Here is a 16602-nt window from a genome sequence, read left to right as displayed (position 1 = left end):
AGGAAAACGTAAAAAAATTATATATTCTCTACTTCTTTTCGGATATAGTCCAAGATATAAGGGATTTTGCTGTGAATATCACAATGTTCCAAAGGACAAATCTCTGATAACAGATAGGTCTTATGTGCCTGAAAATCTTTTCCTTCGCTATCGGGAACGAGCTTAGGGGCAAAGACAATCCGATCACCTTCTAAAACCTCTTCTAATTGTACGAAAATTTTTTCTTGAGGTTCTTTATCATCTATAATACAATAGTCGCGAAAACACTTCTTATTTTCAGGAATTTCTAAATAGCGCTCCCATGCTCTTTCATCTACTTCATGTTTATCGATATAAGCAAGCCCTGCCCAAAGCGCTTGTGCTACATACTTGCGGGTCTGTTCTCTTTGATAATCTCCTGGATAAAAACCTGACTCTACAAGTATCGTCGGAGTACCTAAAAGAGAATACTGATCACCTGTACAATTGGGATTGAAACTATCGTCAAACCGACCTATAAATTTAGGAATTGACATTTGTAAACATTTGTTCATTTCCACAATCACACCAGCAGCACGCGCTCTTACCGCTGTTATATTTCTTTCTTCATCTACTGCCGGCGCTAAGAATGATACTGTAGCAGGTTTGTCTCCTACTCCAAAGATGGTACGTTGATCATGTAGATTAAAACAGAAATCAGGCTTTACACGTTCATAAGTACTTCTAAGAAACTGGCTTTCTTTCTGTGAAAGAGCTATTGCATCTCGGTTCAGGTCTACCCCATTGCCGTTTACACGTGTATACAGGGTAGCTCCATCTGGATTGAGCATTGGAATTATATATAATTTACAATTGTAAAAGTAGTAACCCTCCCTATCAAAAAGCTTAAACAAGTCTAACAAGGCACGGGTAGTAGTGCTCTCATTGCCATGCATCTGTGACCACAATAGTATATGTTTCTCTCCCTCTCCTATACAATATAGAGGAATAGGCAGGCCTTTTTCGGAGGTACCCTCTGCTATTTTCCATTGTTCATAATCCTGAAGTACAGTTTGCAAACGCATATAAGGAACATACTTGCCTATGATACGTTCTTCTTTGTGATAACAAAACTCCATAATATTTTTTCACAAAAGTAAAAATAATAATATTTACTATTGTGAAATATACATATTTTATTCTTGTGAAATAATTTTGCTTTTTGAAAAATAATATATTACTTTTGTAACCTGATTCTAAAACCTTATATATGTTCTCTCAACAAGACTTTATTGCTCGTTTACAGCGAATTATGGATTATTATGACCTCAATGCTTCAGCCTTAGCCGATAGCCTTGGGGTGTTGCGCTCTAGTATTTCACACCTATTATCCGAAAGAAATAAGCCTAGTCTAGATTTTGTACTCAAAATAATTGACAAATATCCCGAAGTTGACCTATATTGGTTGCTTTATGGGAAGGGTTCTTTCCCAAAGGAAGAAAAAAAGCCTGCCCCTACCCCACTGCCAACCGAAATTCCTTTCCCAGAAGATAATGTTTTGGAAGACAGTGAGAAAGAAAGAAAAGTAGCTGCTGAAATTCCTGTAAAAAAACAGAAAAGGCAGATCCAAAAAATTATTTTCTTTTATGAGGATAATTCTTTTGAAATATTTGAAAATTTGTAGTATATTTGCTTTATCTAAAAATACAATAATTCACATTTGTAAAAATTATTTTCTATGATGATAGAACATCTTTTTTCTGCCGATGCGCTCATCGCTCTCTTGACCCTTACTTTCTTGGAGATTGTTTTAGGGATTGACAATGTTATCTTTATCTCTATCGTGACGGGCAAGCTCCCCGATGATCAGCGTAAGCGTGCTACTCGTTTGGGACTCTTCTTAGCTATGTTCATACGTATAGCGCTGCTCTTCTGTATCTCTTGGCTAGTACAGCTCAAAGAACCTTGGTTTAGCTTTGACTATGGTTGGTGCAAGGCTGATTTCAACGGACAAGCGCTCATACTACTGGTAGGGGGAATCTTCCTCTTGTACAAATCCACTCATGAGATTCACTCCAAGGTGAACCATATAGAACATATCACCGATTCCGCAGAAGCTGAAAAATCACAGAAAAGCTCTTTCTGGCCTACAATCGTTCAGATTCTTATGATTGATGTTATTTTCTCCTTGGATAGTATTCTTACAGCTGTGGGAATGACTAGTGGATTGGAAGGCGCCTTATTGGTTATGATTATTGCGGTAATTCTTTCCGTAGGTATCATGATGCTCTTTGCTGTTCCTGTAGGAAACTTTGTCAATCGCAATCCTTCTATCCAGATATTGGCTCTCTCTTTCCTTATATTGATTGGGTTCATGCTACTGACCGAAAGCATGCACCTCTCCCATGCCGTTGTCTTCGGTAAGGAAGTAGGGGCTATTCCTAAGGGGTATCTATATTTTGCTATCGCTTTTTCTTTGGGAATAGAGTTCCTCAATATGCGTATGCGAAAAAAATCATCTTAAACTTTAGAAACTTAAGACCTATTATAATATGGATTCCATGTATGCTTATACCCATGGTGCTTCTTCTGTGGCACTATTGGGTGAAACCATTGACGAAAATTTGAAAAAAACGGTTGCCAAATATGCTGACCAAGAAGCGCTTATTTGTAGCCATCAGAACTATAGAGCTACCTATAAGGAGTTTTACGACCAAGTCGTAGAAGTAGCTAAAGGGCTTATCGCCTTGGGCGTAAAGCGAGGCGAACGTGTAGGAGTGTGGTCACCTAACTGCTACCAATGGACACTCTTACAATATGCTACGGCTAAAATAGGAGTTATTTTGGTCAATATCAACCCAGCCTATCGTACCAGTGAGTTGATCTACGTGATCAACCAATCAGGCTTATCGGTAATGTTTTCCGCTCTTCAGTTCAAGAGTAGTAACTATAAGAAGATGATGGACGACGCTCGTGAGTTCACCGATACTATCCGTAAGGCAATCTTTTGGGACGAAAGTTGGGAACATTTCCTCAAAGAGGGCAAGCAGATCTCCGATGAGACCTTGCGCAAATATGAGGAAAAAGTACAGTTCGACGACCCTGTCAATATCCAATATACCTCTGGTACCACAGGAAACCCCAAGGGAGTCACGCTCTCACACCATAATATATTGAACAATGCCTACTTCATTGGTCTGAGAATGAACTATAGCCATGTAGATAGGGTATGTATACCTGTGCCTTTCTACCACTGTTTTGGGATGGTCATCGGTAACTTGGCTTGTACTGTTCATGGGGCTACTATGGTAGTGCCTAACGATAGCTTTGATCCTGTAAAGACCTTGGAGACTATAGAGAAGGAACGCTGTACATCTCTCTATGGGGTGCCTACCATGTTTATTGCTGAATTGCACGAGATGGAACAAAAGACCTACGACCTCTCCTCTTTGCGTACAGGCGTTATGGCCGGTTCTTTGTGCCCGCCTGAAATTATGAAGAAGGTCAAAGAACAGATGAACATGCACGAGATTACCATCTGCTATGGTATGACCGAGACTTCGCCTGTTTCTACCCAGACAAGAATTGGAGTTCCTTTCGAAAAGCAAATCTACTCAGTAGGTACCATACATGATCACTTGGAAATCAAGATTATAGATCCTAAAACCCAAGCTATTCTCAAGCGGGGCGAAAGTGGAGAGCTTTGCACCCGCGGCTATTCGGTAATGCTTAAGTATTGGAATAGCCCTGAGGCTACCCGCCAAGTGCTTGATGAACAACGTTGGATGCACTCTGGCGACTTGGCCATGATGGATGAAGATGGTTATTTGCACATCTCTGGCCGTATCAAAGACCTCATCATCCGCGGAGGAGAAAACATCTCTCCTAAGGAAATTGAGGACTTCCTCTATACCTACAAGGGAGTAATGGATGCTCAAGTAATAGGGGTGCCCAGTGAGAAATATGGCGAGGAAATCATGGCGTGGATCAAGCCCAATGAGGGTGTTACCCTCACCGAAGAAGAACTTCGTGACTTCTGTAAGGAAAGAATTGCTCATTATAAAATACCTAAATACTGGAAATTTGTCAGCGAGTTCCCTATGACCATCTCTGGAAAAATCCGTAAAGTGGAAATGCGTGAGATTGCCGCTCGCGAATTAGGACTCGCAACTGAAGATTAAAAAATACAATCATGACACACCAACTAAAAATATTTAATTCTCTCACAGGAGAAAAAGAACTATTCACACCCCTACATGATAATAATGTAGGTATGTATGTATGTGGCCCTACAGTGTACAGCAATGTACACTTGGGCAATGTACGTACCTTTATGTCGTTTGACTTTATCTATCGTTCCCTCAAGTTCTTAGGGTACAAGGTACGCTACGTGCGCAACATCACCGATGCAGGACACCTCACCGACGATGGCGACGTGAATAACGACCGCTTTGTAAAGCAATCCCGTCTTGAAAAGCTCGAACCTATGGAGATTGTACAGAAATACACTGTGGATTTCCATAAAGTATTGGAGCTATTTAACCTCCTCCCCCCTACTATTGAGCCTACCGCTACAGGACATATCTTGGAACAAATACAACTGACCGAAAAGCTTCTAAAGGATGGTTTTGCCTATGAGAGCAACGGTTCGGTGTATTTTGATGTCATAGAGTATAACAAGCGCGGACTCAACTATGGCGAGCTCTCTCGAAGAAATATAGAAGAGCTTTTTGCCAATACCCGTGATCTGGACGGGCAAGGGGAAAAGCGTAACCCTCAAGACTTTGCTCTATGGAAAAAAGCCTCCCCTGCACATATCATGCGCTGGGCTTCCCCATGGGGGGATGGCTTCCCTGGCTGGCACTTGGAGTGTACCGTGATGAGCACCAAGTATCTTGGCAATCAGTTTGATATACACGGAGGGGGTATGGATCTGAAGTTTCCACACCATGAGTGTGAGATTGCCCAAGGCAAGGCAGGACATGGAGAAAGTCCTGTACGCTACTGGATGCATGCCAATATGCTCACCATGAACGGACAGCGTATGAGCAAATCCACAGGCAATTACATTCTGCCTATGCAACTGGTCTCTGGCGATAATACTTTCTTTGAGAAACCTTTCGCTCCTGCGGTAATTCGTTTCTGTTTTATGCAAGCGCACTACCGCAGCGTATTGGACATCTCCAATGAGGCGATGCTCGCTGCTGAAAAGGGCTTTGCCCGACTTATGGAAGCCGTAAAGACAGTCAATGAGCTTACCACTGACCTTGAACAGCCTACTTCCCTACCTATAGCTGAGTGGAAACAAAAGTGTTATGATGCTCTTTTGGACGATTTCAACTCCCCTATCCTCATCGCTCACCTCTTTGAGGCAGTCAAGTGGATCTTCCAAGTGAAAAGCGGGGAAGAAAAAATCGCTATCAGCGAACTCAAAGAGCTACAAACCCTCATGAATGCTTTTGTTTTTGATGTATTAGGGCTAAGAAGTGAAGAGCAATCCGCAGGAAATAACGACAAACTCGACGGAGTGCTCCAGCTGCTGATCAATATGCGTATGGAAGCCCGTGCCAATAAGGACTTTGCGCTCTCTGACAAGATTCGCGATGAACTCTTAGCGCTCGGTATCCAGCTCAAGGATGGCAAAGAAGGAACTACTTACAGTGTAATTTAGATAAAAATATAAGGAACTAATTATAAGGAATAGGTTAAAATATGGACGTATAATGAATTTATATTATAAACAAGTACAGATATTAGTTTTTTGTCTGATTACTTTTATATCAAATATTGCATTATCACAAAATATAAAAGTAACCTATGCTTATGGGAGTAAGGATAAAGAAATTCAAGAATTAATGGATTTCGAAAACATCTACTCTGAACAGTTAATTTTTGAAGGGGCTCCTCTTGAAGGAAAACATTATGAAATTAATATACAAGAGTTTACCCATGGAAAAAAGACAAATACAAAGCTCCTTTTTGATTCCTCTGAGATGGAATTTTTCAGGAATAATTCAAAAGAATTATCCTTAAAGTTCTTTTTTAAAATCTCTGAGGGAAAACTAAAATCTGTTGTAAAAGGAACGCACTTTAGCAGTGCTAAAGTATATAATGAATTGAAAGACAATGCTGATTGGTATGTATTAAAAGATTTTTTTGGATCAGAAAAAGAATGGTTTATTTCAGGTAATTTAGATAGAGATATACCCATTTTGGCTATTATTACCCCAAGCATGAATGCAGATGGGACAAAATCTTATTGTAAAGTAGTTCAATCAGAAATAATTCCTGAAGAATTCGGATTGCATTTCAAAATTCCACATTATTTTTTAATAACTATCAAATTTAAAGAAAAATGAAATTCTTTGTTGTGCTACTTTTACTCATAAGTGATATTGTTTTTGCTCAGGAAGAAGCCTTTGCAGTAATCAATGACAAAGATGGTTATGTAAATGTACGAAAAGAAAAAAGTGCCCAAAGCAAAGTACTTAAAAGACTCAATAACAAGACCATTGTATTTGTATATAATTACGATAAGGCAACAGACGGCAATTGGATCTATACCGATGAAGAAGGGTATATTTATAAAGATAGAGTCAAGTGGATACATAAATTCCCTCAAATAGCCAAAGGTATTGTCAAAGGAAATACTATTGTCTTTGAAGGAAAAGAAATTCAAGTCGTCCTTACTTCTGGAAAGTTTGACAAGAGCAAACATTCATTTGAATATTTCAAGGATTCTCCCACAGGAATAGAAGTGATAGATGATGAGCTTCCTTATGGTACTGATGGCAAAATGCCAACTACAGAATATAGAAGTATTGAGGTAAACATTCACGGAAAACGAGTGTCCCTTCCCAAAGATGCTTATAGTGATTTGTATGAACCTACTTTCCTTACAGACCATAATTCCGTCTATTATGACAAGGAAAGCGATATTCTCTATATAGTTGCGAATAATAATTATGCTGAGCGCCCTTATAAGGTTTGTTGGCAAATCGAAAAAGGGGTCTATAAAGGTAGAAAAGTAAGCGAACTTGTCTACTAAGCTGTCATTATCAATACAACAAAACAAAGGAAAGAACATTTTACAGGAATTTTATTTATAAAATATTTGTAAATTTAGAATTTAAAAACATATTAAACAAAGTGAGAATGACTTATTATAAAGATTAGTCACTTGTCACTTGTCACTTGTCATTATGAAAAAGACTCTGGAGGACTTAGAATTTCCCGCCCTTTTAGCTTTAGTTGCCGCGCACACCCTCACTCCCAAAGGAAAAGAAAGGGTGCTTGCGCTAAAGCCTTTGATTAATAGGGAGGTGATCACTACACTCCTACACCAAACCAATGAGTACCTAACCTCCTTGGAGACACAAAACTATATCCCTTCTCATAACTTTGAGGAGATTGACCATGAAATTCGCTTCTTAGGGATAGAAAACAGTTTGTTAGAACCTCATTCGTTTGCCAAAATACGTGCGTTGAGCCTGACGGTCAATGCACATTTGTTGTTTTTCAAGAAGTTCTTGGACTACTACCCTACTTTGGCTACACTTTCCAAAGATATTCCCTATACGGAAGAGATCATCGGGGCTATTGATAGTGTCTTGGATAAGTTTGCCGAAATCAAGTCCGATGCCTCAGAAAAGCTCTACCAAGTACGTGCCGAGATAGGAACGCTCAAGGGGAAAATCAACCAAAGTTTCTCCCGTGCCCTCTCCGAGTACAATGCCTTGGACTACTTGGACGATATCCGTGAGACGGTAGTGGAGAATAGGCGTGTGCTAGCTGTCAAAGCGGCCTATAAGCGCAAGGTACGCGGTACTGTCCTGGGAAGTTCCAAAACAGGAAGCATCATCTATATAGAGCCTTTGGTTACCGAACAGTATTCGCGCGAACTCTCTCACCTGCTGCATGAGGAAAGGGAGGAGATAAGGCGTATCTTGCTGAGACTTACCAATACTTTACGCCCTTTTGCCGAGCTTCTTTCCCAGGAGCAGGATTACTTAGTCGGGATAGATGTGATTGCGGCCAAGGCTTACTTTGCCAAAGAGACCCATTCTCTCTTGCCTGAACTCACCCAAGAGCGAGTGCTGGAGCTTCGGGAGGCTTATCACCCTTTACTTTTGCTAAGCAATGCTAAGAAAGGCAAACAAACTTTCCCGCAAACCATTCGCTTAGATGACCAGCAACGTATTATCGTCATTTCAGGCCCTAATGCAGGCGGAAAGAGTATTACGCTCAAGACCATTGGTCTGCTGCAACTGATGTTCCAAACAGGCTTACTCCTACCTGTCCACCGCTTGAGCAAATTGCCTATTTTCTCCCATATCTTAACCGATATTGGGGATAACCAATCTATTGAAAATCACCTGAGTACCTACAGCTATCGGCTCAAAAATATGAATTATTTCTTGAGGAAATGCAATGAGACCACCCTTTTCCTTATTGATGAGTTTGGAACAGGAAGTGACCCAGAACTAGGGGGGGCTTTGGCGGAAATATTCTTGGAAGAGTTCTACCACCGAAAGGCTTTCGGGGTGATTACAACTCACTATGCCAATCTGAAAATATTGGCCAACGAACTCCCTTACGCTACCAATGCCAATATGCTTTTTAATGATAAGACCCTAGAGCCTATCTACAAACTCATTGTGGGGGAAGCAGGTAGCTCCTTTACCTTTGAGGTTGCTCAGAAAAACGGCATCCCTTATAGCCTGATTAATAGGGCTAAAAAACGTATAGAAAAAGGCAAAGTCCGTTTTGATGCTACTATCGCCAAGCTACAAAAGGAGCGTTCGCAAATGGAAAAAACAACTTCTTCTCTTAAGGAAGAGGAGGTTAGAACTCGCGAGGAAGCCAAGCGCTTGGAGACGCTTAATAACAAGATACAAAGCAAACTCTCTTCCTATCAGGAACTCTACGACCAAAATCAGAAGTTTATCTATCTCGGCAGCAAGATCAATGAGATTGCCGAACGCTATTTTGAGGATAAGAAGCGCCGCCCTCTTATCTCCGAATTTCTCAAGATTGTAGAGACGGAAAACAGCAAGCGAAAAGCCAAGAGCAAAAAGGAAAAAGAAGCGGAAGAAGCTCAAAAGAAACTTGCCCAAGAGCAGTTACACAAGGAAATAGAAGCCGTTCGCCAACAGAAGAAAATAGAGAAGAAAGCACGCGAACACTCTCAAAAACAGGAAAAAATAGCTCAATTACAGGCCTTAAAAGAGGGCGATCGCGTACGTATTAAGGATAGCAAATCCGTTGGGGTGATTGATAAGATTGAGAAAGACAAAGCACTGATTAATTATGGAATCTTTACGACCCTCACTGCCCTCTCTCAGTTGGAATTGGTAGAAAAAGTAAAGAAAAAATAACACCTATGAATCGGTTTATCATTATTTTAGCTACCCTATTACTCTTAGGGTGTCAGAAAAAACAAATGCAACTTCCACAGGTACAGGATACTAAGATTACCTCTGTGGAGGATTACTCTCAGGTATATATCTCCTATGAGGAATCAACAGGAGAGGCTAAGCTCAATGCAAATGGCCTGATTAGCTCCACCAACTGGGTGCTTCATATTGACAAACGGAATAAGCTCCATAAGGTAGCTCCGCTTTTTATCAAGCTCCAAGAGAAGCGAACAAACCCTCGCAACCCTCATAGCAACCCCGATGCACATCTTTATATTTCTTTAGCCGATATACCCCATAAGCGTTTAGGTTTTATGGACGTAACCAACCTTACACTTCTTCCCTACGATCCTCAGAAAATGTCTGAATATGGAAATACACCCATATTTGTATATCCTGACGGCTTTCGTCTGAAGGAGGACAAAGGAGAAAAAACACCATGGAATGAGTTCGGTGTATATAAAAATGTTTTTTATGTTTGGGTTTTCTCTGGAGAGATGACCTTTCAGCAGTTTGTAGATATTTATTATACAATGTTGCATCAACAAACCGATGGCCCTATCACAAGAATAATGATCAATGACTAGTGACTAAAGGTCGGTGACCAATACCTTACAATTGACAATTAACAATTAACAATTATAAAAGTGTTTGACTTTCTAAACTTCAAATTCGTAGATTTTTTGGACATCGTCTTAGTAGGCTTGATGTTGTACTACATCTATCGCCTGCTCAAGGGTACGGTAGCCATTAGTATCTTTTTGGGTATTGTGATCATCTTTGTCATTTGGAAACTCACCGTGATTGTCAAGATGGAGCTGGTCAGCAGTATCTTAGGCCAGTTTATCAATGTAGGCTTCTTTGCCTTGATTGTTGTCTTTCAACAGGAGATTCGCAAGTTCCTCTTGGTACTCGGCTCTACCAATGTACTCAACAGCAAAAACCTCCTCAAGAAGCTTTCTCTAAAGAAAACTTCAGAGGATACGGTCATAGCTCACATGTGCGAGACGCTTGTTTCTGCTTGCCGCAAGATGGGAGACGAACGTACAGGAGCACTCATTATCTTGGAGCGCAACCAGTCTTTAGAGTTTGTTCGTGCCACGGGCGACAAGATGAATATTGAGCTAAACCAACCTATTTTAGAGAGTATTTTCTATAAAAATAGTCCCTTGCATGATGGGGCTATTGTGGTGCAAAACGGCTTTATCGTGGCTACTCGCGTGATTCTACCTGTGGTAGGACAGAGTGTGATTCCTAAGGAATATGGCCTCAGACACCGTGCGGCAGTCTCTATCACCGAAAAAACCGATGCCTTAGCCTTGGTAGTCTCCGAGGAAACTGGAAAAATATCTTATATCAACAATAGTGAGTTTGTTCCCTATAACTCCGATAGTGAGCTGGTTGCTATCCTAACCGAAGCCCTTTCCAAATGATACGTGAGGATTTCCTACAATACCTTTGGGGCCAGCACCTGCTGCCTACCGCTCCCCTCTCTCTTTCCAATGGGGAACGGCTGGATATTCTCTCCTATGGAGAGACCAACCCCTATGGAGGTCCTGACTTTTTCAATGCACGCCTGCGTATCGGTACGCTCCAGTGGGCGGGCAATGTGGAACTACATACGGCTTCTTCTCAGTGGTACGCCCATCACCACGAACAGGATCCTGCCTATGGCAATGTAATTCTCCATGTGGTCTGGGAGCATGATATAGAAGTATTTGATTTTCAGCAAAATATAATTCCCACTTTAGAACTCAAAACGATTATCTCCCCCGATTTGGTAGAGAAATATACACGCTTACAACAGTCTCAGGCTTCCTTTATCCCTTGCGAAAAACAAATAAATACGTTGTCTAATCATCTTATTACCAATTGGTTAGATCGCCTCTATACAGAACGACTCAAGGAGAAAGCCTCCCCTATCTTAGAACTCTTACAGCAGACACAGCAGGATTGGGAAGCGGTCTTTTTCCTACGGCTACTCAGTAGCTTCGGGGGCAATATCAACGGAGAGGCCTTTTGGGAAGCGGGCAAGCAACTCCCCTTTTCTGTGATCCGCAAGCAGATGCATGACCTCCCCCAGCTGGAAGCGCTCCTTATGGGGCAGTTACGCCTTTTGGAAGCAACCGACATCAATTGTCCTTACTACCGCTCCTTGCAACAGGAATACCAGTATTTAGTGCATAAGTATACCTTGCCACCTGCCTTGTTCAAGGTACAGTTTGCCAAACTACGGCCACCCAACTTCCCTACCATTCGCCTAGCTCAGATAGCCGCTCTATATCACGAAGAACTTTCTCTCTTTGACCGATGTATGTCGTTGGATTCCTATGAACAAGCCCTTGACCTGTTTGCGAAGATTACCCCATCCTCCTATTGGAAAAACCATTTTTCTTTTGGCAAAGAGAGTAAAGAAAGTAGCAAGCGCATCACCCCCGCACAGATAGCCAACTTGTGGATCAACACCATCGTGCCCATGCAATATGCTTTTACTCGCTCCCACAGCAAAGACACCTTAGCCAACTGCAAAGCCAAGATGCGCGCCACGCCCCCTGAACACAATAGCATATTGGAGCGTTGGGAAAAGCTCCTTTTGCCCAACACCAATGCCTTGGAAAGCCAAGCCATTCTCCAGCTATATAAGAAATATTGTAACAAACACGCTTGTATGGCCTGCCAAGTAGGTCAAGCCCTCCTAAAAAAGTAACCTATGAACACAACCTTTACCTCTATACGCATCTTCTTCGAACGCAATGGTTTCAATGTCTCTACCCGCTTGGCCGAACGCCTTGGCCTACGGGTGAAGTATGTGCGCCTGTTCTTTATCTATATCAGTTTTATATTTGGAGCGGGCTTTGGGCTTTACTTCGCCTTCGCCTTCGCCCTCAAGATCAAAGACCTGATCAGAAGAAAGCGTAGCTCTGTGTTTGATTTGTAACTTTTTAGGGAGAATTCAAAAATGGATACTTTATTTTTAGGCACTAATAAAATGCCCTCCTATATAGTTAAAATATTTTCGCTAACTTTCTAAGACGCAATAAATTGCGTCTCTACACAAGCGCTGGCCAAGACAACTCCTGATGAGTATAGTCATCCGTAGAGACGCAATTTATTGCGTCTTAAAGAATTAGATTATACAGATATTTTTAACAATTGATTCGCATTATAAGCTATACTCTTAACTAAAAAAACAGGAAGCAATCACTCCTGTTTTTTTATTTTATAACAACTTAGTTATCAGAATGTTTATGACTTTTATCTCACATTTCAAAACTAACAAATACTCCATTATGATCGGACATATACTTACCTTGTTCAGTGAAGTGATCCCAAGCACCTACCTGATATCCTTTTACCTTCCTTATAAAAGTATTGGAGATGCAAATATGATCAATATTGTTTCTTACCTTATGTTTGATAGGGTCAATATGTAAGAAAGAAGAAAGATCACACTCTGTTATACAAGTCAAATCCAATTGGCTAAGGTAGTCAGAAAGTATCTGTCTTACTTTTTCAGTACCATATCCTTGATTATTATATCTACTTTGATTGAAATCTCCCATTACAAGTATAGGCAAGCCCTCTTGCTCAAGAATACGCCCCCATTCTTTAGCTTGTTGATGCAAATCTTTTTCATGATATTCCCATTGTTTGTAGCCCAAGCACCCATATCTTACCCCCGATACTCCTGCTTGATGATAGGGAATAATAGTTCCAAATACTATTACTTTTCCAAAAGGAGTTTCTACAACAGCACATGCTGTACGAAAATTATCAAAAGTTTCTATTTGTTTCGTAATTTTCCATTTAGAAAAAATAGAAACCCAGTGTTCTTCTGGAGTCCTTTCATAGGCTAATGAATGTACTGAAAAAGGATATAGTTCAGCCAATGACATACTAACAGCACTTTCAGTAAGGACTAAGATATCTGCATTAATCTCTTCGATTTTCTCCATAACAAGAGCTGTTTTCTCAGTTCCTTTTTTAGGGCGTTCTACATTCCAAGTAGCTATTTTATACATAACAAAAAATTGTTCTTATTAGCCACAAATATACAAAATTAATCGTTATTTTTTCGCACTGATATTAGTAGTAAATGTAAGTTCAATTACTAATGCAAATCAATAGTTAAAAAATATCTGTATAATCTAATTCGTTAAGATGCAATTTATTGCGTTTCTATGGATGACTACACTAATCAGTAGTTGTCTTGGCCAGCGTCTGTGTAGAGACGCAATTTATTGCGTCTTAGAAAGTTGGCAATAATATTTTAACTATTGATTCACATTACTAAGTTATTATTCTTCTCTTTAAAATTTGTCAGTAATCACTTGACTTTTGTCAGTAAAAAGTTGTATCTTTGCCCTCAATTATTGTTTCTTATGAAAAAAGAAAATACCAAAGAAACTTTTAAGGTAGGAGACATTGTGGAAGTATCGCCTAATCTAACTTTACTCAAAGAATGGATTAAAGGGAAGATTATCAAGATCCGACAAAATCCCTTTATAGGAACAGAAATAGCTATCAAAGATAACCAAGGTCGCATTTTCTTTGGAGAAAAAGAATTTTTCAAGCCTATTTTATAGCCCATCAGAAATAGTTTGCGAAAAATTAGCATGAGCAGCTGTAGGGGCTAATGGCAATTAGCCCTTGAAAGAGAGCGAATTAGGAATGAATCCCTAGCCTTATTTATTCGTATTTTATTCGCATTCTAAATATGATTGACTATACTCGCTTTTCTAAAAAAAGCAACAAATCAATAAAAAAATTACACAATATAATATGTTACTAATTAAGTTTGGAGGCTCCTCAGTGGGCTCAGTAGAGAATTTGCAACGTGTGGTGCAGATTGTAAAGAAGCAAACAGAACCCTTTATCATGGTCGTCTCTGCCTTTTCTGGAGTTACCAATACCCTACAATCCTTAGGGGAAAATGCCTTAAAAAATACACACCAACCTATCCTTGAAGCACTTAAGGAAAGGCATATCTCTATGGCTAAATCTCTCTTGCATATCAACAAACAAACCAACGCATTAGTACATATTGGAAAAACGGTGCTCGCCCTTGAAAATCTGTGTAATAGCATCTGTACCTTAGCAGAACTCTCCGAGCGTACCAAGGCGCGTATTATGGCTCAGGGCGAACTACTCTCTGCTTTTATTATCTGCGAATACCTCAACCAAGAGGGCGTACATGTTGGCTACTTACCTTCAGAAAAATATATTGTAGCCGATGGTGATCCGCTCAATGCGGTAGTGGATTTCGCTCAAACAGAGCAGCGCATGCAGCAGATTGATACTACTACCTCTTATATCGCCCCTGGCTATATCGCCGCTAACCCTACGGGGGAATTGGTGGTACTCGGTCGGGGTGGTTCGGACTATACAGCCTCTATCTATGGCTATTGTTTAGGGGCTAAGCAGGTGGAACTCTGGAGCGATGTCAATGGTATGCAAAATGCTAACCCTAAGTTGGTTAAGAATACCAAAGTGATCTCCCAAATGAGCTACGAAGAGGCTTTTGAGATGGCCTATTTCGGAGCCAAGGTGATCTACCCTCCTGCTATTCGTCCTGCTATGGAAAAGAAGATTCCTGTGCTTCTGCTCAATACTTTAGCTCCCGAAGAAAAGGGTACTCGTATCCATGTGGCTACCCAAGGACATACCGATAAAGTGTTAGGCGTCTCTACCCTGAGTGACATCAGTATGATTACCATTTCAGGAATCGGGCTGGCAGGTACCAAGGGAAGTGCCCGCCGTGTCTTCCAAGCCCTCGAACAGGCCGATGTGAATGTGATTCTCATCACCCAGAGTTGCTCCGAACAGAGTATCTGTTTTGGGATCAAAACCAGTGACGCCAAGAGTGCCAAAGAGGCCTTGGAGCATGAATTTGCCCAAGAAATAGGCTCCCTCATCAATCCTATAGAACGTACCGATAACCACGTAATCTTAGCCCTTATCGGAGACAATATGAATCACCAAACAGGCCTTAGTGGTAAGGTATTCAGTGCCTTGGGTGCCAATGGGGTTAATATTCAGGCTATTGCTCAGGGGGCTTCCGAACGCAATATCTCTGTAGTGATTGATGCCCGTGACGAACACAAGGCGGTCAATGTGGTACACGAGCGCCTCTTCCAAGAGGTGATCAAGCGAGTACACCTCTTTATTATCGGTGCAGGCAATGTAGGCGGTCAGTTTATTGATATTGTCTACAAGCAACAGGAATATTTCCGCAAGCACCAAAAAGTGGATCTTCGCGTGGTGATGGTCGCCAACTCCCGCCAATATGTATTTTCAGATGAGGGATTACCCCAAGAAGCATTGGGGGCACTTTCCGCTGGAAAAGCTATCTCCTATGACACGCCTACCGCTCTGGCCGAACTGATTATTGCAACCAATAGGCGTAACAGTATTGTGGTAGATAATACCGCTTCGGCTGAGGTAGCAGCTCTTTACCCCCAACTCATTCGTAAGTCTATCTCAGTGGTTACCTGCAACAAAATTGCAGGAAGTGCCCCCTTGGAACAATACACAGCCCTTATGGAATTGGTCAAGAACCAAAACTGTGATTTCCAATACGAAACCTCTGTTGGGGCAGCCTTGCCTATCATCAAGACCTTACAGAATCTCTTGCTTAGTGGGGACACCGTTCGCCGTATCGATGCCGTAGTCTCTGGAAGTCTGAACTTTATCTTCAACCATTATAACGCCACTACGCCTTTTGTAGAGATTGTAAAGCAGGCACAAAGAGAAGGTTATACCGAACCTGATCCTCGTATAGACCTCAGTGGTTTGGATGTGATCCGAAAGATTCTAATCCTCTCCCGCGAGGCGGGTTATCGCAAGGAAATGAGCGAAGTGGTCTTCGAGAGCTTCCTCCCTGAAAAATCCTTGGAAACCCCTTCTGTAGAGGCTTTCTATGAGGTATTGGAAAAGAATGAGGCCTTCTTCCAAAACCTATACCACAGCGCACAAAGCAAAGGAGCTAAGCTCAATGTAGTGGCACAACTCTTAGAGGGGGATATCAAAGTCTCCCTACAACAGATCCCCGCTACTTCTCCTTTCTACCAATTGGACGGAAAGGATAATATCGTAGCCTTTTATACCGATATGTACCCAACAGAGCCCCTTGTTATTAAGGGAGCTGGAGCAGGGGCTAAGGTAACGGCCAGTGGCGTCCTCTCCGATGTAATGTATGTGGCTAACAAACAAAAATAATTCAAATTAC

Annotated in this window: 15 protein-coding genes; 13 read left to right on the top strand and 2 right to left on the bottom strand. The window is 41.2% G+C overall.

The genetic code is table 11. From position 1 onward, the window contains the following. Positions 1-17: 17 nt before the first annotated feature. Positions 18-1097: a M14 family zinc carboxypeptidase gene (locus HMPREF1154_RS04500; RefSeq protein WP_009641431.1), complete on the bottom strand. Its 1080-nt coding sequence runs from the start codon at positions 1095-1097 to the stop codon at positions 18-20. Positions 1098-1228: 131 nt separating this feature from the next. Here HMPREF1154_RS04500 and HMPREF1154_RS04495 point away from each other — a divergent pair, with 131 nt between their 5' ends. The 11 genes from HMPREF1154_RS04495 to HMPREF1154_RS04445 all read left to right on the top strand — a co-directional run bounded on the left by HMPREF1154_RS04495 (position 1229) and on the right by HMPREF1154_RS04445 (position 12312). Continuing rightward, positions 1229-1642: a helix-turn-helix domain-containing protein gene (locus tag HMPREF1154_RS04495; protein WP_009641530.1), complete on the top strand. Its 414-nt coding sequence runs from the start codon at positions 1229-1231 to the stop codon at positions 1640-1642. Positions 1643-1702: 60 nt separating this feature from the next. Next, complete coding sequence (locus HMPREF1154_RS04490; RefSeq protein WP_198004475.1) at positions 1703-2482, top strand: TerC family protein; 780 nt, start codon at positions 1703-1705, stop codon at positions 2480-2482. Between the two features lie 28 nt (positions 2483-2510). Next, positions 2511-4139, top strand: a complete 1629-nt coding sequence (locus HMPREF1154_RS04485) for an AMP-binding protein (RefSeq protein WP_034566931.1) — start codon at positions 2511-2513, stop codon at positions 4137-4139. Between the two features lie 11 nt (positions 4140-4150). After that, on the top strand, positions 4151-5629 hold the full coding sequence (gene cysS / locus HMPREF1154_RS04480) for a cysteine--tRNA ligase (protein ID WP_009641463.1): 1479 nt from the start codon (positions 4151-4153) through the stop codon (positions 5627-5629). 52 nt (positions 5630-5681) lie between these two features. Next, positions 5682-6317, top strand: coding sequence for a hypothetical protein (locus tag HMPREF1154_RS04475; protein WP_009641360.1), 636 nt, complete (start codon positions 5682-5684; stop codon positions 6315-6317). Further along, positions 6314-7006, top strand: a complete 693-nt coding sequence (locus HMPREF1154_RS04470; RefSeq protein ID WP_009641441.1) for an SH3 domain-containing protein — start codon at positions 6314-6316, stop codon at positions 7004-7006. Before HMPREF1154_RS04475 ends, HMPREF1154_RS04470 begins: the two co-directional genes overlap by 4 nt. Before the next feature lie 154 nt (positions 7007-7160). Beyond that, complete coding sequence (locus HMPREF1154_RS04465; RefSeq protein WP_009641347.1) at positions 7161-9335, top strand: endonuclease MutS2; 2175 nt, start codon at positions 7161-7163, stop codon at positions 9333-9335. A gap of 5 nt (positions 9336-9340) precedes the next feature. Next, complete coding sequence (locus HMPREF1154_RS04460; protein ID WP_009641465.1) at positions 9341-9961, top strand: hypothetical protein; 621 nt, start codon at positions 9341-9343, stop codon at positions 9959-9961. A 60-nt stretch (positions 9962-10021) separates the two neighbouring features. Continuing rightward, positions 10022-10807, top strand: a complete 786-nt coding sequence (locus HMPREF1154_RS04455; RefSeq protein WP_009641368.1) for a diadenylate cyclase — start codon at positions 10022-10024, stop codon at positions 10805-10807. After that, a complete protein-coding gene (locus HMPREF1154_RS04450) occupies positions 10804-12081 on the top strand; it encodes a DUF2851 family protein (protein WP_009641361.1) in 1278 nt (425 codons plus the stop codon). The genes HMPREF1154_RS04455 and HMPREF1154_RS04450 overlap by 4 nt, the downstream gene beginning before the upstream one ends. 3 nt (positions 12082-12084) lie before the next feature. Continuing rightward, a complete protein-coding gene (locus HMPREF1154_RS04445; RefSeq protein WP_009641445.1) occupies positions 12085-12312 on the top strand; it encodes a PspC domain-containing protein in 228 nt (75 codons plus the stop codon). A gap of 322 nt (positions 12313-12634) precedes the next feature. Here HMPREF1154_RS04445 and HMPREF1154_RS04440 read toward each other — a convergent pair whose 3' ends face one another. Beyond that, the gene (locus HMPREF1154_RS04440) at positions 12635-13396 is read right to left on the bottom strand and encodes an endonuclease/exonuclease/phosphatase family protein (RefSeq protein ID WP_009641434.1); all 762 of its coding nucleotides are present in this window, start codon (positions 13394-13396) and stop codon (positions 12635-12637) included. Positions 13397-13756: 360 nt separating this feature from the next. Here HMPREF1154_RS04440 and HMPREF1154_RS04435 point away from each other — a divergent pair, with 360 nt between their 5' ends. Both HMPREF1154_RS04435 and thrA read left to right on the top strand, forming a co-directional pair. Continuing rightward, positions 13757-13960: a hypothetical protein gene (locus tag HMPREF1154_RS04435; protein ID WP_009641456.1), complete on the top strand. Its 204-nt coding sequence runs from the start codon at positions 13757-13759 to the stop codon at positions 13958-13960. Positions 13961-14156: 196 nt separating this feature from the next. Continuing rightward, positions 14157-16592, top strand: coding sequence for a bifunctional aspartate kinase/homoserine dehydrogenase I (gene thrA / locus HMPREF1154_RS04430; protein WP_009641394.1), 2436 nt, complete (start codon positions 14157-14159; stop codon positions 16590-16592). Positions 16593-16602 lie beyond the last annotated feature (10 nt).

The organism is Capnocytophaga sp. CM59 (genome assembly GCF_000293175.1).
GTDB classification, from domain to species: Bacteria; Bacteroidota; Bacteroidia; order Flavobacteriales; family Flavobacteriaceae; genus Capnocytophaga; species Capnocytophaga granulosa.
The sequence above is the reverse complement of the archived record's forward strand: the minus strand, read 5'-3'. Positions and strand labels throughout refer to the sequence as shown.